The organism is Holdemanella sp. MSK.7.32, assembly GCF_024460475.1.
GTDB lineage: Bacteria > Bacillota_I > Bacilli_A > Erysipelotrichales > Erysipelotrichaceae > Holdemanella.
Genome location: NZ_JANFYN010000039.1, coordinates 1 through 21,457, shown reverse-complemented (window position 1 = coordinate 21,457; position 21,457 = coordinate 1). Strand labels below are relative to the sequence as shown.

The following is a 21,457-nucleotide window of genomic DNA, read 5'->3' as shown; positions in this document are numbered from 1 at the left end:
GCCTATTTGGATATAAACTGACTCATGTCATAAAAGGAAGCAGAGAACTTTTTTTAACGAAATCACAACTGTGTTTCCAAGAGAACCTCTCTCTGCTTTCTTAAGTCTATTATAATGTATGCCTACAAAATAAAAGACTAGAAGTTAAATTTAAGCAACCTCTAGTCAATATGTTTATTTAGTGAAGAGAAGAACGATACATTAATAGTCGTAGCTATCAATCGTTGTTTACGAGCTTACCTTATGGATGTCTCAAGTTATAATGACTAACTTCTCTTCAGTGATATGATATCACTTCTAGATAAAATAAAAAACTAGAATTATTACTTGAATAACTTCTAGTTCTATAATACGAAAGAGTACCTGCCAAAATATGCAGTTACCCTAAACCAAGATAAACAAATAGACAATATCTATAGTAAATTGGATGATTCCATCGTTAAAATAGATTTACGAAATACATTAAAAAAACACAAAGACGAATACTTATATTATAAAACGGACCACCATTGGACAAGCCTTGCATCCTACTATGCCTATCAAGACATAGCCAAAGCATTCAACCTTGAAACAACCAAACAATCCGATTATACAATATATCCAGTCACGACAAACTTTGAAGGAACACTCGCCAACAAAACCGGAAGTGTAAACATCAAAGACGAAATCGATATCTATGTACCAAAAGATAAATGCGATTACGTTATCACAGACGAATCCACAAACAAAAAATCAAGAACCATCTATCACTCAGACGCACTAGAAACAAAAGACCAATACACAGTCTTTATGGGAGGCAACAAAGCCCTATTCCACATCAATGTAGACAACAACTCAAAAAGACACCTACTATTGATCAAAGACTCCTATGCGAACAGTCTAATCCCATTCTTGATTCCACAATACGCATCCATTACAGTCGTAGACGCCAGATATTACTTTGAAGACTACTCAAGACTGATCAAAGACGATTTAATCACTGACGTATTATTTATGAATAACGCAAATACATTCGTACAAGATACTTCCCTAGCCGACATGTTAGAGGCAAACTAAAAGAGCTTAAACGCTCAATGTCATTAAGTTAAGAGATGACGAACCATCCAGATACTATTGTCTGGATGGTATTTTTATTTGAAGACACGACGAAAATTGTAGTATTGCTACTACATTTTAAAAAATATATAATATTAGTTGTTAATCATTTCGATAGTTAAAAGATACCGGTGATTTGGCTTTTACTTTCCGTTCATTCTGGCGATTAGGACGGATTGGCAGTATTTCTTTAGCTATCAGTGATTCAATATCAGGTGGATTCTTTCCACCTTTTTCTTTTAGGTAGTTACGTATTATATGAAAGGCACGTACATAATTTAATTGATACTCGTATTTTCTGTCTTTTTCTTTAATTTTTATATTGTTACTTACTCTGCTGCAGAAATTATATAGAACCAGCTTTGCATAGATTTCCTGCTCTATAAACATTCTTTTCTTTGAATGCAACGTATTTAAATCTAGGTGATATTTCAATTCACGATAACTCGTTTCAATCTCCCAACGAAGGTGGTACAGTTCTTTGATATCTTGTATATTGAATTCGGATTCATCTAAATTTGTAATAACACTTTCGTAGGTATCATCACTTATTTTAAAACGTGCAACACGACATTCAAAATCAAAATATGGGCTTCCGTCAAAAAAATCAAATCTCTGATTCTTAGGGACAAACTTATATATTTCAGGATGAGCTTTTATTTCATTCGTTTGTTTTGTGGTCAAGGTACGACGGACACGCATATCAAATTCTGCATCTGGAAAAGGACCAAAACTACGCAGTACGCTTGTTCTAGAATGAATATCCTTTACCCTGATCAAATACTTATGGTTCTTCATACCTACTTTCACAAAAGAATTGATAGATTCATAGACTCTGTCCGCGATGAAAATAGCTTTAGGACCATCATATCTATCCACTATTTCATTGAATGCACCATTTTCATTCATTACGGCATTTCCTTGAAGAACAATATCATCATAAGTACATTCCAACAGATCGTAGCTTGTATTCAGGTGATAGGCGGAGAAAGGCTTATTCGAATTATTAGCCTTATAAAAAGTGGTTTTAGTATCTTTGATAGCACTGCTGATAGGCAGAACAGAACCATCAACAGTAAGAAGCCGATAACCTTTGTGAAGCTTGATTTTCTGGGTTCGTTCATTGAACATATTGAATAATGTATGGAATACATCAGGGCGAATCTTACTACGTGCTTATACAAATGAAGAAGCTGTAGGTGTATCAAGTTTATATCCAAACAATTTAAACATTTCATCTTTTAAAGATCCGGACTCTAATAAAAGCACATTGAAAAGAGTGCTTCCAAAAAGAAGTTTTCTTTTTCGGGTAAAATTCTTATTTGAATCAACAACAAATAGAGAAGAAGAATCATTCATAGTTTTGATGCAAAATTCTAACTGCTTTTTTAACGATTTATAATTACTTCATAAGTACCTCCAAAAACATATACCTATAAACAAATGTTAATCTGTATTTCAAAAAAAATTCAAATTTTCTATAAAAAAGAGGAGCACATTTTCGTGTTCCTCTCAAAGATGCCATTTCTTAACTTAATGACATTGCTCTCAGTTCCCTTATATAAAGCCTGGATATAGAATTGTATCCAGGCTTAACTTAATAAGAATTTATCGCTGTCACTATCCAGTTAGCTTAACTTAATAACATTGAGTATACACTAGGCTCTTTCAATCATCATTCTGTACAATCTCCAAGAGCTACAATTCTGTTTTGAACTCTATCCGTTAAATTTTTTGCGACATTCCTCATGAATTCGATTTTAACTTCATGATTCCATGCTTCATTCCCCACATCAGAAGTATATTCTTGAATCAGGTACGGTAAAATTTCGAGATATACCATCAAATATAACTGTGCAATCCGTTTTTCTTCTGGTACTTTCTCAAATTCTCCTTGATATTCTTCAAAATAAATATTAACTGTTCCCTTTTGAATCTTTAAACTCACATTAGCATGATTTGTATAGGATACATCCAGTTTAACTTGATTAAGGTTGCTGCTTTCCAATATAAACGATAACGTACTAATAATATTCATTACCGATTCTCCTGTGGCAGACACCTGTGTTAATGAATCCTCTGTATTTCCTTTGAAACCTTTGATTGAGTCTATTAATAGTGTCTTTCCTTCAGGAACCATCTCGACATTAATATTCTCATTGTATACACGATATATAAGCCACATGAAAAAGTCATCAGTAAAGTCAAATGAACTCTTTTCTAACTCATTTCTATTTGTGTACGAAAGTAATTTACGAAGCAATTTCTGTGCTGAAGTATTTTGATCAATAATATAATTAATACCTCCGGCACTTTTATACGGAATAATAAACCCAGTTTTACGAATGGTTCTATCATCCATTGAAAAAGTATGAATCGTTGTTTGATCATAGGAATACTTAATAAAATTATACTCTATATCATGATCACCAAGCCTAATCTTCTGATTCTCATCGTATATTTTATTAAATGTCCAATTATCCCAACTAATGTTGGTGATTCTTTCATCTGACACGACTTCATCAATAAGTCTCCTTACAGCAGTATTGAAATCGGTTTCCACTCTATCTTTCCATCTAGTTGTAGCTGCCATTATTATTCACCGTCCTTACATTCGCATAATTACTATTAAGATGTACCCAAATTCGTGAACACTTACTCATAGACAATTCAGGAATCAATTTGGCTGACGTATCACCATCAACAGGGCACTGAGATAAAACCATTTTAAAATTGTGTGTATTCTCAGTTCTTTTTTCTTCTCCTCCAAACAACTCCTGAAGGTTGATGATATAATCTCCCTTCTCGACAGAAACAAAAGCACTTCGATAATTCGGTTGGATATCTGCAAATGACAAATGTCTAAAAATCATCTTAGAATTACAAAAATGCTTTCTTTTTCCACAAATATGGATTTCAATGCTAATTTCTGCACTATCATGTGAGTTGAATCGTATCTCTGGATTATGTCCAGCATCTGGATTACTTTGTGGTAAATATAGTGTTACATCAATTATAGAAAAAAATTGATTCAGTATCCATCTAGCTAGTCGAACACCTATTTCTTCAAGAAACATCTCCGCTAACGCAAAATAAACTGTAATGCAGATATTAAATGCTTCCTCGGCTGGAACAAATGAAAAATAACTAAAAAGGTTAAATTGCTTCACTACTATGAGTCCAAGAGTGGCACCAATGATTGGTTTTAACACCTTCCAGAAAATCTCAACAATTCTCATTCGAACAAGCACCTCTCAGTAAAGGTACAAATTTCTTTCGATATCAAATCATAAGATTCTCTATTAATTCCAATTATTCCATTTGACTGAACAAAGAAACTGTCTGCCTTTCCATCTACATATGGACCGTTAATATATATACGTTTAATCTCAACAGAAGATTTTTCTGCTATCAGCATCAAATAATCTAGTAACTTTGTCAATTGATAAGGATTTGACTCAATCGCCTTTAACAGGCAATTTACCTGTTCATCAGCATCAAAATCTTCTTCCATGAATTCAATTTTGGAAATCTTCCTTCCATAATCAGTATATGATGTTTTTATTAATTCAATCATCATCTCAGAAGTGATAATTACCTGGTGCAATCCGTTGTTTCTACACTCACGTAGAAAACTATAATATTCTACATTCGCATTATCATATGAAATGCATTTCATAACCCCTGATGTATCATAAAATACTTTGCCCATGACATAACGCATACACCAACTCACCTCCTTTATGCCACATTTAACTCTTTAATACTATCATAAAATAAAATGATAGGCTATCAAATTCATCAAAGGAAAATTACGCATACATTAGGGCCATATCTTCCTCGACTTGTTTAAAATGTTGAATAAGTGCTTTTCGCGTTTTATTTATTCCATGTATTAATGTTCGTCCCAATGACTCTAGTAATTGTTTTCCATTTCTTTTTCTCCTGGCTATTTTCCATTCAAAATCAGCTAGTTCATTTTCTAGGTATTGCAGTTCTATTCAGTGCATCATCCCATCTACTTTCTTTTTCAAGTTTGATATCATGTGATCTACACTGGTTAAATGATTCTTTCCTTTTTCAAATGCTTGTATGTCCATAAGTTTTCCTTCCCATTTTAGGGATTAATTTGTTTTACCGGTATCATAACTGATTAAGCAATCTGAGGGTATACTTTCATTTATAAAATCCGGAATATTTACTTTATTTTCACTGGGTATAATCTTAAATTTTACGGCCTTCAATTTTTCTACATTTTCACCTGAGTTTTTATCTGTATATTCCACATTGTCTTTGATGGCTACAACAACTACACAGGCTTTACCTTCTGCTCCCAAGCCTCTTTTCCCTGCTTTTTTGCCACTAAAAAGAAAGGTGTCCATTTCAATGGCATCACAATTCAACGCAGGATATTTATCATTGTTTTCTTTTTTTGCCGCTTTTATTTTACAAAGCATCAATTTTACAGATTTATAGCAAACACCTGTAATATCACTTATACATTGTGCGGATATACCTATCTTTGATATAACAAAAACAAACATGATAAAAATCCAATCTACAAGGGTAGCTTTGTAGAATTTAAAGCAGTTTTAGCAGTGACTGACTTTTGATGTTTACATTCTCTGCATTGATATACATGTCTGTTCTCTATATAGTCAGCTTTATTGCAACCACATTTAGATCAAACAAAACCATTAGGTCATTTTAATCGATAAAAGAACATTTCAGCATTTTTACGATCTTAATATTTAACGATTAACTTCTTGATATTAGTAGAATAATTAGGTTTCTTTTTAAACATAGTCGATACCTCCAAGTACATCTATATTTTAGAAGAATAATTGACACTATTTATGTCCATTAATTACTTAGATGAATTTAGTAGCCTATCATATAAAACAATATGTTATTCCATAATTTAATAATTATAGCAAGATTGTTTGATCAAAAGAAGTTACTATTCCTCGAAAAGCAAATAAATAAGAATATATAAAATTGAATAGGGATAAACCAACCTTCAAAAGTCATAGGGATTTTAGCTCTGAGAAAGAGATATCCTTTAAACACTTTTAAGGTGAACTTTTCCTATCTTCTTGTTACAGTATTTTTAGAAGGGATTAGACGTACATAAAAAAAGATAGAAATCCTCACCGACCAATGTTTGCAATTTCTATCCGTCCTCTTAGATAATATTATGATGCTGAAAATTACCAACGCCATCAACCTAATTTTGAATAAAAATGATTATCAGACTTTTGTTGCTTCAATCGGTCTGCTTTCTTTACATTGTCCTGCTTGTGGTGTCATTGGTCTTTTATCTTATATAGACACTACAAATATGGACACTACAAAAGATTTGTGATTATTGATGATATTTCAAGTGGTGATTGTAAGATTGAAATACCTGTTCAACGTATCCAATGTACTCAATGTAAATCCACTCATGCCTTGCTTCCAACTAATTTTGTTCCGTATACTCAGTTCACTTATCTTTTCATTTACTATATTGTCACACTTGATGAGAATGATGATTTAATCACTTCTTTTGAAGTTGCTCTACATCTCTGCTCCCTAGTTAATAATCCTTTAAACACTCATAGGATTTTCAACTCTACGATTCTTGAAGCCAACTTTTAGTCGACCCTATCTAATTGCGGATCACCTTATATAAGAAGTGCTACCATCTTAAACACAAATACTACTACCAACAAAATCCCAATCCACTTAATAAACTTAAATGCGATTTTGATCCCTAAATAAATTAAGGCTATTGAAACCACAAAACCAAGAATGTCTGACATCTTTCAACCTCCAACTTAACAACTATTTTAATTGATTTTTACCTTTCTTTCAATACTTGCCTTTGATATAATCTAAGTTACCAATAAAACAAGGAGTGATACAATGCGAACACCAGACTTAAACTGGATCAAAGACCCACGCGTCTTTCAAGTAAATAGACTACACGCTTATAGCGACCACATATATACAATTGGAAAGGACAAAAAGCCAAGCTCATTCTCACTAAATGGAACATGGAAATTCAACCTTTCAAAAAATTATGATTCATGCTTTAAATTCTTCTATAACACAGAATTTAATGACTCCAACTGGAACGACATCCAAGTACCCGGACACATCCAGCTCCAAGGATTCGATAACCCACACTATACAGACGTAACGTACCCTTGGGATGGGCATGACGTGGTGAAACCAGGACAAATTGATATGGACAAAAACAAAGTCTATCAATATCGTAAAACATTTGATTGTCCACAAGACTTTATTGGAAATAAACTCATTCTATCCTTTGAAGGCGCAGAATCCAACATCTACGTATGGCTAAATGGTAAATTTATCGGATACTCCGAAGATTCCTTTACCCCAAGTCGTTTTGACATTACGAAATACACACAAGAAAAAGATAACGTACTATGCGTACGCATCATTCAAAAATGCACAGGCACATGGCTAGAAGACCAAGACATGTGGCGCTTTACAGGCCTATTTAGAGATGTCATGATCTATAAACAACCTAGTCTTCACATACAAGACTTAAAAATTGATACAGACATTGATCTAGACACAAACAAAAGTGTCCTTAGTTGTATTTGTAAAATGAGTAGCAATGAATCTCACACACTACAAGCCAAACTATACGATCCACAAGGAAACATCGTATGGAATGGCAATATGCAAGATTCATTTGAAATCCCTGTAGAAAACACATGCCTATGGAGCAGTGAATTCCCAAATCTTTATCAATTAGAACTCGTTTTATACGATACAAACAACGAAATCATTGAAACCATTCAAGAACAAGTGGGCTTTCGAAAATTCACACTTGAATATGGCATTATGAAACTCAATGGAAAACGAATTGTATTCCACGGCATCAACCGCCATGAATGGAATGCAAATAGTGGAAGATGCATTACCTATGAAAAAATGGAAGAAGACATTCATATCTTAAAATCACTAAACATCAATGCCATAAGAACATCTCACTATCCAAACAACAGCTATTGGTATAAGCTATGCGACCAATACGGAATCTACGTCATTGACGAAATGAATCTAGAAACACACGGAGTAAATGACATCCTTCCACAAAACAAAACCGAATGGACAGATTGTTTATTAGATAGAGCTAGAAGCATGTATGAAAGAGACAAAAACCACGCCTGCATCTTAATGTGGTCACTTGGAAATGAATCAGGAAGCGGATCCAACTTTATGATTCTACACGACTACTTCAAAGAACAAGACCCATCAAGACTTGTCCACTATGAAGGCATCACACAAGATCGTACATTCGAAAACGCATCCGACATTGAATCTAGAATGTATACATCTCCAGAAAATGTGAAAGCCTATCTAGAAAGCCACCCAATGAAACCATTTATGCTATGTGAATATATGCACGCCATGGGAAATAGTCTTGGAGGCATGGAAGAATATACCAATCTAGAAGATGAATACGAACAATACCAAGGCGGCTTTGTATGGGACTATGTAGACCAAGCCATTTTAAAAGACGGACAATACTATTATGGACAAGACTTTGACGACTACCCTAACGACTCTAATTTCTGTGGAGATGGCATCCTTTTAGCCAATCGAGAAGAAACCGGCAAAAGCCAAGAACTAAAACAACTCTACCGCTATGTCGATATGGAAATTCATTTCGATTCGGTAACTATTAAAAATAAAAACCTATTCTACGACCTAAGTAAAGATACCTTTATCTTTGAATTGAAACAAAACGGACTCGTTATACAATCCGGCATCTTTAAAACAAGCGTAGAACCAGGCACTACAAAAACAATGCCCGTACAATTTAAACAAATCAATACACCAGGCTATTACACAAAAACCATCTACTACAAAACACCACTAGGCATTCAATCCTTTGACCAACAAGTCTTTGAAGTCAAACAAGACCAGCCCAAAGAACAAGCCATGCTCGTAGTAGAAGGAAAAGAAACAATCGGCATTCAATTTATCGATACCGAATACTTATTCGATAAACGGAAAGGTTTAGTATCCATTCAAGTAAATGATGAAGAAATACTTCAACAAGCACCAAAACCCGTCTTCTACAGAGCCTTAACAGACAATGATCGCGGTGCTAAACAAACCTATGCCAACTGGCTAAACGCCAGCCTATTTCAAAACGTAGTTGACTTTAAAATGATACGAAACTCCAAATGCGCACAAATGATCTATACAATACAACTTGAATCCATTGAAGAAGAATGTAAACTCGTCTATACAGTCTACAACAATCAAAGTATTCAAATCCAGTTGCACCTAGACAAAAACTCACAAAGACAAACACTACCACTATTCGGAATCGAGTTTGCCTTAAAAGAAGAGTTCAAAAACTTCGCTTATTTTGGAAAAGGCGAAAAAGACACATATATAGATCGAGACCATGCCTTAACCGATTTCTACTTTGAAAACGTAGACACAAACTACATTCCATACTTAAAGCCACAAGAACATGGTAACCACACAGACTGCAAATGGTGCAGCCTATCCAACGATACCATTCAAGTAAACATCAAGTCTGAAAAAATGGAATGCATGGCAAGCAAGTATTCCTTTATGCACCTATATAATGCTAACCACACATTTGAACTTCCACAAACCAATACCACCCATCTAAGAATCACAAAACAACAAATGGGCGTAGGCGGAATCAATAGCTGGGGCGCAAAAGTACAACCCCAATACTTAATTGACCAATCTAAAAACCTAGACTTTACATGTACACTCTATATTTCAAAGAAGGATTAACCTCCTTCTTTTTGTTTATACGTTTTGCATCAATACGTATAGCATATATACGTATATTTTGATATACTGTGGTATCAATGATGTCTAAGGATAGCTAACGACTTATCCTAAGACAAGCAAGGGCTTGTACATTTTAAAAAGGAGGCAAACAACATGTTGTCAATTTATCCAGCTTGTTTCTTTGAAGAAGAAAACCATTATTCAGTTATATTTCCAGACTTCAATTACCTTTCCACATGTGAAGATTCACTACAAGACGCCTTGGATTTGGCCGTAGATTGTCTAGCCGGTGCATTGTTCAGCGCAAAACTAGACAATGAAGATATTCCAATTCCTTCAAAGTTAGAAGAAATTGATCCAACACAAATCGCATCTGAACTTGAATTCGAATTTAAACAATCTTTTGTCACCCTTGTATCTGTTGATGTTGAAGAATATGCAAAAACTCACTTTAATAAAGCCATCAAAAAAACATTAACCATACCCGAATGGTTAAACAAAGAAGCTATGAGCAAAAAAAATCAATTTTTCGCAAGTCCTTCAAGAAGCATTGATTGCCAAATTGCATTCGTTGTGAATTATAAATATCTAACACATTATACGATCAACCCTCATACCTTCTATTAAACTATTTCTTTTTACTTGGAGTACAAACAATGATACTATCACACCCTCAAAAACAGTAGACCACGATAAGGTCGCAAAAGAACTCGAATTTGAATACAAAAGTTGCTTTATTAAACAGATTAAGCTGTAGTTACAAACTACAGCTCATTTTCTTATTCAACCAAAGAGAACTTACAAAAACAATTCAAATCTTAATTTTTTTCATTTTTTGGAAATTACGCAAATGTTTTCCCTTTTATTTCTTAATCAAATTACTATCATTCTTATACTTCGTAAATACTCCTTTTGGATTTTGATTCCAAAAGGAGTTAATATCAAAATGATGGTTTATTAAAACTTGTTTAAGATTCTTACATTTTGCTAAATCACTCTTATACTCACTATTCGATTTACTCTTCATGAGCTCCTTTACATTTGCAATATTACAACTACGCACTAACTCATCCTCTAGATTTTTCACTTCAGGAATAATTATCACCTTTTTCACATTAGACTGTTTTTTTAAGAAATGAAGATTGTGGTCTAATATATCTGTTTCATCTTTATCTGTATCAAACACCAAGATAACAATCGTTCCAGGTTTTAATTTCATTAAAATATTTTTGTTCAATTTATTCTGAATAACATTAAATACATCCACTTTTCCTGCTTGAATACATTGAAAATCTGTTTTTAATGTATTAATAACGGCACGTTCCCCTTCACCTTCAACAAAGAAATGATAAATATTTTTAGACATGTCAATGGCTCCTAATCTTACAAATCTTCAATTTCATATAATAAATCTAAATTCGGTGAAACCGAGAACAAGTCATTATCAACTGCATTTCTCAATGAATCCGTACTCTTCTTTAGATAATCAGCCGCATTTATTACCTTAATGACTTGATCATCTTCAAATATTTCTTTCTTTAAGAAGTTAAAACTATGCTTAGGAAGAGGCAGATCCAATATATCTAAATTATGTGTTGTAAAAAACAACTGACTATTGGGTTTCAACAAAGAAATCATTAATGATAAAAAGCCTTTTTCGATATCTGAATGTACATACGAAAATTTTTCATCACAATAATAAAAACTATGTTTATCCGATTTAATAGAAGCTACAATTCCCGCAATATCAAGACCAGATTTTGTACCACTAGACAACATAGACGGATTTACTATCTTACCATCTTTTATAAGAATCTCTTCCTTTCCCATCTGAATCGCATAAGTATCTTCAATTTCATTTAATTTAATAATTCCCTTAATTGCAGGATCTAATACTTTTAAAGTATGATTCAACACTCTCAAATATTCTTCATTCTCTTCAATGCGATATCTAGTTTCAAAGAACGCATCGAACGGAAATGAAAATAGCCATGATAAATTCTTCAATTTTTCTAATTCCATAATGTAATTCGTATCTGTAAAACCTGTCATTATTGAATCTAGTCTTTTTGCACAAGTCTCATAATTTTCTCTTTGCTTAATATCACTCGACTCAATTCGAATTTTAATATTCTCAGAAGAATAATCATGATTTTCACTAGGATCAAACTCTGCATTAATTCTGTATAACTTATACATATCATGATCCATATTCACAAAATCCATTGAAAAAGAAGCTTTTTTATCTTTATCCGCAATATATGACGTAATAACTTCTACATTTCTTTTTCCAATCAAAATAAATATAGAAAGAATCAGACGACCTAAAGACGTCTTTCCTGTCGCATTTGAACCCATAATAATATTCACTTTCTTATAGCGAAAATTTGGTAACCCATCCAAATGTTCATGTTCAATATATGAATTCACAATCTTTTTTGGATACGAAAAATTCACATGAAAATTTCTAAATGCACATAAATTATCCAATTTTAAATCCATAACGATCATATTTCTCAACCTCTCTTTTTTGCATTACTTCTACTTATTAGAACTAATATAAGTATATACTTATATTGTATTTTTCTCAACCATAAAAGAAAAGCATAGTTCGTTTGATTTTTAAATATCAAAATGCCCCATACCTTCTATAGATATGGGGTTTTTAACTATTCCTTTTTTCCCGGATTACAAATGATGATACTACCAGCACCCTCAAACTCTTGAAAGCCATGTTTCACATAAAAAGCTCCATTGCTCTTGTCTTCAGGCATACCCTCAATATACAAATAATCCTTATACTTCTCTTTAACCAGTTCAATCAAATGCCCGGCAATACCCAAACCTTGATATTTAGGATTCACCAATACATAATGCACATACGCCAGCATCTCACTATCATCTAGCACACGAACTAAACCACAAAGCTTTCCATCCTTCCAAGCACTAATGACTGTACTTGAATGCATTAAAGCCTTATACAATCGCTTTGGATACTCACCAGACACCCAATTCACCGACAAAAATAATTCTTGTACTTCATCCTGCGTAAACTTCTTCTCTTGAGTATATTCAATCATTTTAAATCACTCTTTCATTTCATAATCAATAGTACCCTGACCATCTTTGACTTCAACTCTAGCCATGGCACCATTTACTACATACATATGCGGATACGTATGACCAATATCCACCTGAAATACAACATTGATATCAGGTAGTGCTTTTTTAAAAGCCTGGTCATACCCAATTAAATCCGAAACATTCTTAAATAGTACACGACCCACCAATATAGCCTTCGTATATTTAAAATACCCCATATACTTCATCTTCAATAAAGCACGATACACATCACATGAATTCATTGAAAAAATATCAAAGAACCAAATAATCCCATCCTCTTTATAACGCTCATTAAACTCTTCCACAAAATCATAAGGCGTACCCGCCATATCATTTATACTCTCAAAACAACCACCAAGTAATCTACCCGATACACTACAATTACCAACATATTCTGTCTTTGTGTTAAGTATTGGAGCTCCATCATTATAAAAATCAACATCCTGATGCATAGAACTCGAACGTAGTTCACCATTCTTTCTCTTTAAAAAATCAAGACACAAACTCGAATATTCATTGATACCATATTCATCAAAACTACCCGCATTAAAACCATACACCGTAGCCAAATCACACTTACAAGTTATAGGAAACAACAAATTTGTAGGATCACTCGCACCCAAGTACCACTTTGGATTCTTTTCAATCAAATCAAAATCAATATATGGCAACGTCTCAAACTGAAAATCACCACCCGCAGCCAACCATACAGCTCCAACACTAGAATCATTCACCAACAAATTCAATTCATTAACACGAGTTTTGGCATCAATACTTGGTTCACTATTATTACGAACACTAGCTGTTTCAACAATATGAAACCCATTGGATTCAATATACTCTATAGACGCATCAAAACTATCTAGCTTATGCCCTACACCACTCGACATAGCACAAACACCAATCGTATTATACTTCTCATTTAAAAACTTAGGATATTTCATACACAAAAAAAACCTCCACACCCATTATAAAGGAAAAACGACAAGACACAAAGTCCTGCCGCATTTCCCATAGTTTTAAGATAGAAAGGAAGTTTTATGTATTAGCACTTAATACATTTTTATTATAGTCCCAATATTCCCATTTGTCTTTGTACTTTTTAGTGAATTTGTATTAAAATCAGTCACAAACTAACATCTTTCAATACTAAATACTGCTTCTAACATAGATTCTCTAAACGAACATCAATAAGAAAACCATTAACATGAATTGCGATATTCAAATTATCATACTCGCTTCACTTTGTTTCTTAATATCACTATCTACACGAATATTGAAATCTATTGTATTACCCATAAATATTAGCTCCTTTACATTTAAATTTTCATTGAATTATGCTATGCAATTAAGACAAAGGTAATACTACACTACCCTTTTGCTTTTCTTAACCCATAAGAAATCTCTGCACTCTTTACGAAATCACTTAATGCAATATCTCTTAAATATACATCCCTTAAATTATTATGTGCTGCAATGTTCTTATAACGAACATATCGATTGTCTGGATCTGTAGTTGTGAATACTAGAAACTTCTTATTTATTATTTCCATGGGACGCAAATTATGCGCCGTAAAAATCAATTGCCCCTTAGCTTGTTCACTCATCATCTTTACTATTTCACCAAACAAATATTCATGTATACCACAATCCAAATCATCAATCGCAACGACAACTGAAGTATTATTGAAAATCTCAATCAAAGGTTGTAGTATTGATACAATTCTCTTTGCACCATCCGACTCATACTTAAATGGTATTTTATTGGAAACCAATTCAACACGATATCCAACAGAACTATCCCTCATCAATTCCTTTCCAAGCACTTGTACATCCAGTGTAAGATCAGGCACCAAATAAGGAACAACTCGATTCATACTTTCAATTTTTCTCTTATAAACATCCAAAGCACTTTTAGAAAGAACCATTGAATCATCTATACAACACTTTGATTTCACGACAAACAATTCATAATTCGCAAAATTAACCAAACTCTCTAAAATATACATATGACGCATAAACTCTTCATCTTTACATTCGTTATTTCTATTTCGAACTACTTCCAAAAACTCACTTGAAAAAATAAATGATCGAAATTCCTTACGAACCATCTTTCTAATCACCATAACATCCAATTCATTCTCTTTTGAAGTTCCAATCAAAGACTTATATTTGGATACAGGACCAAAAGTCATTGAATTTGAAGTATCTATCAATTTAGACTTTACAACTCTTGTTTCACCATCCATATACGCATAAGAAAGAATCTCATCATAAATACAAGATCTATTGAATTTAAACGAATATTCAATTTCACTATGCCTTTCATTCTCATCAATAGTAAACTGCACTACAATTCTAGAATAGTCTGCATCTACATGAATCATATTTGAAAAATCCGATGAAACTTTTTGACCACATAAAATGGTCTTAATTAAATCCAACACATCGATCAAAGCTGTTTTACCAGAACCATTCGGTCCATACAAACCCAGTATAGAATTCTTAAAATCTAATTCGGCTCTTTTAATATTCTTAAAATTATATATCTCAATCCTACTTAATCTTTTCATGATTTAATAATATTACATTTTCCATACATTTTGTACTTAATTTCAATCATTTTAAACCATTTATGCAACAAAAAAGAGTAGGCGCGCATTCCTACTCTTAAGGTATCCTCTATTAAGTCGCGATTTAAGAGAATAAATTGACGGATTATTTCTCACAGAAATATTATAGAGAGAAATAGTTCTATGTGCGAAACCGCTTTCACAAAACTAATAGTATTATATATCAATTTTGTTCATTGTGTTTGCACAAATTAGTAATCTGTTTACATTTTTTGTTGAGAATCATAAATAATCAAAGCCATGAAGACTAGATCCTCATCTTGTTCATTCAAAATACTATGACCCTTGCCACTTGGTGTAAAATAATGTTCCCCTGGCTTTAAATATAAAGTTCGCTCATGATTATCATCCAATGTTGCCACTCCAGAAAGAACGAAATAATCTTCGCCATCTCCATTATGCACATGATAACCAACACTACAACCCTTCTTTAAAGTGACCTTGGCATACACACGATTCATACCATGCATCTCTTGAGCACTCATGATATGTTCAAAATGTGCAATACCAGTACCACCCATAAAATTTTCTTTATCTACAACTACCATTTTCTATACCCCTAGATCAAAGAATTATCTTTGAAATAATTGATTTTCATACTCGACTTCACTTCATCCAAAGTCTTTTCCGCAGTCGCATACGCCTTTTTCGTACCCTCTTCTAGAATCTTGACAACTTCAGGAAGTTTAGCCTGCCATTCTAATCTTCTTTCACGAATTGGAGCCAACTCTTCTTGCATAACACTATTTAAGAAACGTTTAACCTTCACATCTCCTAAACCACCACGCTGATAGTGTGCTTTTAATGCATCCAAGTTTTCATATTCCGGCAAATACTTTTCGAAATGCTCTGGCTTACAGAACGCATCCAAATATGTAAATACACAGTTTCCTTCAATCTTACCAGGATCACTCACCTTAATATGATCAGGATCTGTATACATACTCATAACTTTCTTCTTGATTGTCTCTTCATCATCCGACAAATAAATACAGTTACCCAAAGACTTAGACATTTTGGCCTTACCATCTGTACCCGGAAGTCTTAAACAAGCACAGTTTTGTGGTAATAAGATTTTAGGTTCTACTAAAGTCTCACCATAAATCGAATTGAATTTATGAACGATCTCCTGCGTCTGTTCAATCATAGGCATCTGATCTTCTCCAGCAGGAACTGTAGTCGCCTTAAATGCCGTAATATCTGCAGCCTGTGAAATTGGATAACACTGGAAGCCAACGGGAATACTCGCATCAAATCCACGCATCTTAATTTCAGCCTTCACAGTTGGATTTCTTTGAAGACGACTTACAGAAACTAAGTTCATATAATAGAATGTCAATTCTGTCAATTGACTGATTTCAGACTGAATAAAAATCGTTGTCTTACTCGGATCAATACCACAAGCCAAATAATCCAAAGCCACCTCTAAAATGTTTTCACGCACCTTATCCGGATTATCAAAATTATCTGTCAATGCCTGTGCATCCGCAATCATAATATAAATTTCATCATATTCTCCAGAATTCTGTAAAAGAACACGATTTCTTAAGGAACCCACATAATGTCCAATATGTAATTTACCTGTCGGACGATCCCCCGTTAAAATAATCTTTGCCATAAATACCTCACTATAATAATTGTTTCTTCGCAAAATTCCATGTGTCTCTACACATATCATCTAGATTCTTTTCAGCTACCCAGCCAAGCTGTTCCTTAGCACGAGTCGGATCTGCATAACATGTCGCAATATCTCCTGGACGTCTAGGTTTGATGACATAAGGAATCTTGATTCCATTCACTCTTTCAAAGGCATGTACAATATCTAATACACTATATCCTTTTCCTGTTCCCAAGTTACAAATATGAACACCTGGTGTATTGTATTTTTCAATCGCTAATACATGTCCTTTAGCCAAGTCGACCACATGAATATAGTCACGAACACCCGTTCCATCTGGTGTATCATAATCATCCCCAAATACACCAAGTTCTGGAAGTTCACCTGTTGCCACCTTCATAATATATGGCATCAAGTTATTGGGGATTCCCTTTGGATTTTCACCAATCAATCCCGATTCGTGTGCTCCAATGGGATTGAAATAACGAAGTAAAGTTACACTCATTTCTGGGTTGGCGAATTGCACATCCGTTAAAATTCTTTCCATCATCGCCTTTGTAGCTCCATATGGATTAGTAGTAACACCTAGCTTACAGTCTTCTGTTAAAGGAACCACTTCAGGATCTCCATAAACAGTCGCACTTGAACTAAACACAATACTTGGAACATGATACTTTTTCATCATCTTGGCAACAATTAAAGTTGTCATCAAGTTATTTGTATAATACTCAATTGGCTTTTGAACACTTTCACCAACTGCCTTAAATGCGCAACAATGAATCACCGCATCCAATTTATTTTCCTTAAATACAGACTCTGTTTTTTCTTCATCTAACACATTAAATTCATAAAACTTAACACGCTTTCCTGTAATTTTATAAATCGATTCCAACACATCTGGTTTTGAATTTGAGAAATCATCAATCACGACAACATCATGACCACTTTCTAATAATTCAACACAAATATGACTACCAATATATCCAGTACCACCGGCAATTAAAATATTCATACTTAAAACCTCATTTCTACCAAACATTATAACCTATTTTGACAATACTACAAAATAAGAATCTCTTTACATTCCTCTTCGGTTAAAGATACAGCCTTATCCTCAAACCAAAGACAACCATTCTTCTTGTCATAATAATCAAATTTGATACTACGACCCAATCTTTTTTCCAACTGCTTCTTTTTAACCAGTACAAGTTTAGGATTTAAACACTGATCATAGATCTTAAAAGCCAAAAGAAACTGTGAAACACTATGACAAAGTACAACCCTCTCATCTTCACTCAAATTATCTATACTCTTTTGTTGTGTCAAGACAAGATTAAACTTCTTTTTCGGATCCCGATATAGAAATGGATAGTACAAATAAAACATGGACTTACACTTTTGACATTGATGCATAAAATACGAACCATCATTCAAGCGAATTCTAGCGACACTATCCATTTGTGCAATCACAACCGTATCTCTTTTTATCTCAAAAACATGCCCACAATGTGGACATGTGATTGGTATCATTCTTTCTTTCATTAAATAGATCGACAAGCCGATTTTAACCACTCAGCTTCATCACTCGTTAAATAAGGACTGATCTTTTCCAATACCTCTTTATGATAGTTGTTCAACCAAGTCTTTTCTTCATTTGTCAATAAAGAAACATCCAAACCATCCAAATCAAAAGGTACAAACGTAATTGGTTCAAAATGCATGAACTGACCATAGTTATTCACATTGCCTTTTACGACAACCATTTCATTTTCATGACGAATACCAAACTTACCTTCACAATAGACACCCGGCTCATTTGAAGTGATCATACCCTCATCTAATACACACATTTCATTACGATGAGGCAACACTCTCCATCTAAAGCCATTTGGTGATTCATGCACATTCAATAAGTGACCTACACCATGTCCTGTACCACATTGATAATCTACATCCTGATCCCATAGTGGTCCACGAGCTAGAATATCTAAGTTGATGCCTGAACATCCAAATAAGAAGTGTGCATCCGATAAACGAATATGTCCTCTTAATGCCTTAGTAAACCAATATCTTTCTTCCTCACTAATATCACCCAACACAAATGTACGTGTAATATCTGTAGTACCCTCTAAATATTGTCCACCACTATCAATTAGAAGCATGCCCGAATTTGTGATTTCAACATTCGTTTCTGGCTTTGAAGAATAGTGCATCATAGCCGCATGTTCTTTATAGGCACAAATCGTATCAAAACTATCCTCTAAATAATTTTCTTGTTCACTACGAAGAACTTGTAATTTAGACTGAACGCTCATTTCGCTCATCTCTATCTTACCCGCATTTTTCTTTAACCAATACATGAATTTAGTAACGGCCACACCATCTTTAATGTGCGCCCACTTTGTACACTTTAATTCCGTCTCATTCTTTAAAGCCTTCCATAAAATGATTGGACTCTCCTTAAATACTGGCTTAGCCTTTAAATTAGAAACAATCGCATAGTTTACACTCGAAGGATCCACTAGTACTAAACCATTCAATGCCTTTGTAGCCTCATACATATCATTATAGCCACAAACAGTGACATTGTTCTTACTAAATTCTTTTTCACTCAATTCATCCAAACGAGAAGCATCCATATAAATAGAAGCCGAATCTAAAGATACGATTGAATATGCAAGCGCAACCGGGAAGTTAGGAATGTCATGTGCTCTTAAATTATAAAGCCACGCAATCTGATCCACACTTGTAAGTACAATGGAATCGACTTTGTTTTCCCTTAAGAAAGCACGCAAACGAGAAAGCTTACTTTCCATAGATTCACCCGCAAACTTTTCCGAATAATGAAAAGTTGGTGTACTAGGAAGTTGTGGACGATCTGTCCATACGTCATTTACTAAATCTAGATTTACATTCATATGTAAGTGTGCCAAATCAAATACAGATTTATATGCCAAGGCATCCTTTGTATTCATAACACGACCATCAAATCCAACGGTGTCGTTTTCTTTTAGATTTTCAACAATATACGCATCCAATTCAGGAACTCCAGGCTGACCCATTCTCATTAAATCAATGCCTGTACCTTCCAATTGATTTGCCGCCTGAATAAAATAACGACCATCTGTCCATAGTGCAGCCTTATCCAGTAATACAACTAAGACACCTGCACTTCCAGTGAATCCAGACATATATTTACGACATGCGAAATATTCGCAAACATATTCTGTTTCATGAAAGTCAGACGTAGGAATAATATATGCCTGTACATTATTCTCCACCATCTTCTCACGCAATTTTGAAATTCTTTGAGTAATCATTTTTTAAATCCTTCTTTCCTCTATGCCAATTTCTTAAGTGCATCCACCTGGTATACCATATCCAAGAAATCAAATGCCTCACAAGAAAAACATAACACAATCATAATCAAAAATAACATCTTAATAATATATGTCACAAAATAAACCGCTTTGACACTATTCTCCAATCGCATATATTTAAAGTGTGACCACATAATAAAGAGTGGAAACATAAACAATGCACCTTGAAACAACCAATACATCCAAGTACGATTTTGTAGAAGGTATAAGATGTTGAATACCTTATGCGCATGAAAATCAATCATGAACTGATTGATTACAGCCACCGATGCATGCCCATTTAAAAAGCCAAGTGCACCTAGAAAGCTGACACCCGCAAATAAATTCGTCAAAAAGATAACGGTTTTTGCGATTTGTTTAGGCTTCTTTGTGGTAACACGATTTGCCTGTGCCAAAAGACATAAGTAGCTCACAATAAAAAATATACCATATAAAAATGAATAGAACGGAATGAAACAATAGAAGATACAGAAAACGATCGATATACCCAACATTAGATTTCCAATGGAATCGGTTGTCGTACGATACTTCTGAATTCTACGAATTCCATTTTTATGCATTGAAAAAGCACGCGTAATCGCATTATAAACTGGTTTTGGAAGTATTGACATCAATACCACGAAAACAAGCACAATACCTATCACCATATAATTGCCCATTTTATCCCTGGTATATTGTAAATGACCCATCTAGCTGGTCATTTACAACATACTTCTCCTTTCTTTCAACCTTTAATAACCGTGGTTGTAGACGGTGTTGTTAATTTGTAAAATTGAATATGTGAATGTGGATTTGTATATTCA

At 33.8% G+C, this 21,457-nt stretch carries 20 protein-coding genes; 4 read left to right on the top strand and 16 right to left on the bottom strand.

Translation table 11 applies throughout. The features are described from left to right. Positions 1 to 363: 363 nt before the first annotated feature. Positions 364 to 1,056, top strand: coding sequence for a DHHW family protein (locus NE544_RS09205; RefSeq protein WP_256269121.1), 693 nt, complete (start codon positions 364 to 366; stop codon positions 1,054 to 1,056). Positions 1,057 to 1,197: 141 nt separating this feature from the next. On the opposite strand, the gene NE544_RS09200 is transcribed toward NE544_RS09205, so the two are convergent. The 5 genes from NE544_RS09200 to NE544_RS09180 form a co-directional block, all read right to left on the bottom strand. After that, positions 1,198 to 2,226, bottom strand: a complete 1,029-nt coding sequence (locus NE544_RS09200) for an IS4 family transposase (protein ID WP_256269120.1) — start codon at positions 2,224 to 2,226, stop codon at positions 1,198 to 1,200. Positions 2,227 to 2,770: 544 nt separating this feature from the next. Further along, on the bottom strand, positions 2,771 to 3,688 hold the full coding sequence (locus NE544_RS09195) for a hypothetical protein (RefSeq protein ID WP_227992146.1): 918 nt from the start codon (positions 3,686 to 3,688) through the stop codon (positions 2,771 to 2,773). Next, a complete protein-coding gene (locus tag NE544_RS09190; RefSeq protein ID WP_227992145.1) occupies positions 3,672 to 4,334 on the bottom strand; it encodes a hypothetical protein in 663 nt (220 codons plus the stop codon). Before NE544_RS09190 ends, NE544_RS09195 begins: the two co-directional genes overlap by 17 nt. After that, complete coding sequence (locus NE544_RS09185; RefSeq protein ID WP_227992144.1) at positions 4,331 to 4,819, bottom strand: hypothetical protein; 489 nt, start codon at positions 4,817 to 4,819, stop codon at positions 4,331 to 4,333. The genes NE544_RS09190 and NE544_RS09185 overlap by 4 nt, the downstream gene beginning before the upstream one ends. A 400-nt stretch (positions 4,820 to 5,219) precedes the next feature. Beyond that, on the bottom strand, positions 5,220 to 5,639 hold the full coding sequence (locus NE544_RS09180) for a hypothetical protein (RefSeq protein ID WP_256269119.1): 420 nt from the start codon (positions 5,637 to 5,639) through the stop codon (positions 5,220 to 5,222). A gap of 817 nt (positions 5,640 to 6,456) precedes the next feature. On the opposite strand from NE544_RS09180, the gene NE544_RS09175 reads away from it, so the two are divergent. The 3 genes from NE544_RS09175 to NE544_RS09165 all read left to right on the top strand — a co-directional run bounded on the left by NE544_RS09175 (position 6,457) and on the right by NE544_RS09165 (position 10,527). Beyond that, positions 6,457 to 6,735, top strand: coding sequence for a DUF6431 domain-containing protein (locus tag NE544_RS09175; protein ID WP_256269118.1), 279 nt, complete (start codon positions 6,457 to 6,459; stop codon positions 6,733 to 6,735). 267 nt (positions 6,736 to 7,002) lie between these two features. Continuing rightward, on the top strand, positions 7,003 to 9,900 hold the full coding sequence (locus NE544_RS09170; RefSeq protein ID WP_256269117.1) for a glycoside hydrolase family 2 TIM barrel-domain containing protein: 2,898 nt from the start codon (positions 7,003 to 7,005) through the stop codon (positions 9,898 to 9,900). Between the two features lie 153 nt (positions 9,901 to 10,053). Continuing rightward, on the top strand, positions 10,054 to 10,527 hold the full coding sequence (locus NE544_RS09165; protein WP_256269116.1) for a type II toxin-antitoxin system HicB family antitoxin: 474 nt from the start codon (positions 10,054 to 10,056) through the stop codon (positions 10,525 to 10,527). A gap of 235 nt (positions 10,528 to 10,762) precedes the next feature. Here the strand turns inward: NE544_RS09165 and NE544_RS09160 are convergent, their stop codons facing one another. From NE544_RS09160 to NE544_RS09110, 11 genes are all read right to left on the bottom strand, one after another. Beyond that, positions 10,763 to 11,266 carry a hypothetical protein gene (locus NE544_RS09160; protein WP_256269115.1) on the bottom strand — a complete coding sequence of 168 codons (504 nt, stop codon included), beginning with the start codon at positions 11,264 to 11,266 and terminating at the stop codon, positions 10,763 to 10,765. A 17-nt stretch (positions 11,267 to 11,283) separates the two neighbouring features. Then, entirely contained in the window at positions 11,284 to 12,411 is a 1,128-nt protein-coding gene (locus NE544_RS09155; protein ID WP_256269114.1) for an ATP/GTP-binding protein, read from the bottom strand. A 158-nt stretch (positions 12,412 to 12,569) separates the two neighbouring features. Beyond that, positions 12,570 to 12,980, bottom strand: a complete 411-nt coding sequence (locus NE544_RS09150) for a GNAT family N-acetyltransferase (RefSeq protein WP_256269113.1) — start codon at positions 12,978 to 12,980, stop codon at positions 12,570 to 12,572. 6 nt (positions 12,981 to 12,986) lie between these two features. Then, positions 12,987 to 13,967: a S66 peptidase family protein gene (locus NE544_RS09145; protein WP_256269112.1), complete on the bottom strand. Its 981-nt coding sequence runs from the start codon at positions 13,965 to 13,967 to the stop codon at positions 12,987 to 12,989. 426 nt (positions 13,968 to 14,393) lie between these two features. Beyond that, positions 14,394 to 15,596, bottom strand: coding sequence for an AAA family ATPase (locus NE544_RS09140; RefSeq protein WP_256269111.1), 1,203 nt, complete (start codon positions 15,594 to 15,596; stop codon positions 14,394 to 14,396). 263 nt (positions 15,597 to 15,859) lie between these two features. Beyond that, positions 15,860 to 16,204, bottom strand: coding sequence for a cupin domain-containing protein (locus NE544_RS09135; RefSeq protein ID WP_118115989.1), 345 nt, complete (start codon positions 16,202 to 16,204; stop codon positions 15,860 to 15,862). A gap of 11 nt (positions 16,205 to 16,215) precedes the next feature. Then, positions 16,216 to 17,274: a tryptophan--tRNA ligase gene (trpS, locus tag NE544_RS09130; protein WP_117571709.1), complete on the bottom strand. Its 1,059-nt coding sequence runs from the start codon at positions 17,272 to 17,274 to the stop codon at positions 16,216 to 16,218. Between the two features lie 10 nt (positions 17,275 to 17,284). Continuing rightward, entirely contained in the window at positions 17,285 to 18,286 is a 1,002-nt protein-coding gene (gene galE, locus NE544_RS09125; RefSeq protein WP_256269110.1) for a UDP-glucose 4-epimerase GalE, read from the bottom strand. Positions 18,287 to 18,333: 47 nt separating this feature from the next. Further along, entirely contained in the window at positions 18,334 to 18,804 is a 471-nt protein-coding gene (locus tag NE544_RS09120; protein ID WP_256269109.1) for a CpXC domain-containing protein, read from the bottom strand. A gap of 11 nt (positions 18,805 to 18,815) precedes the next feature. Beyond that, entirely contained in the window at positions 18,816 to 20,594 is a 1,779-nt protein-coding gene (locus NE544_RS09115) for an aminopeptidase P family protein (RefSeq protein WP_256269108.1), read from the bottom strand. Positions 20,595 to 20,614: 20 nt separating this feature from the next. Further along, complete coding sequence (locus tag NE544_RS09110) at positions 20,615 to 21,313, bottom strand: hypothetical protein (RefSeq protein ID WP_256269107.1); 699 nt, start codon at positions 21,311 to 21,313, stop codon at positions 20,615 to 20,617. Positions 21,314 to 21,457 lie beyond the last annotated feature (144 nt).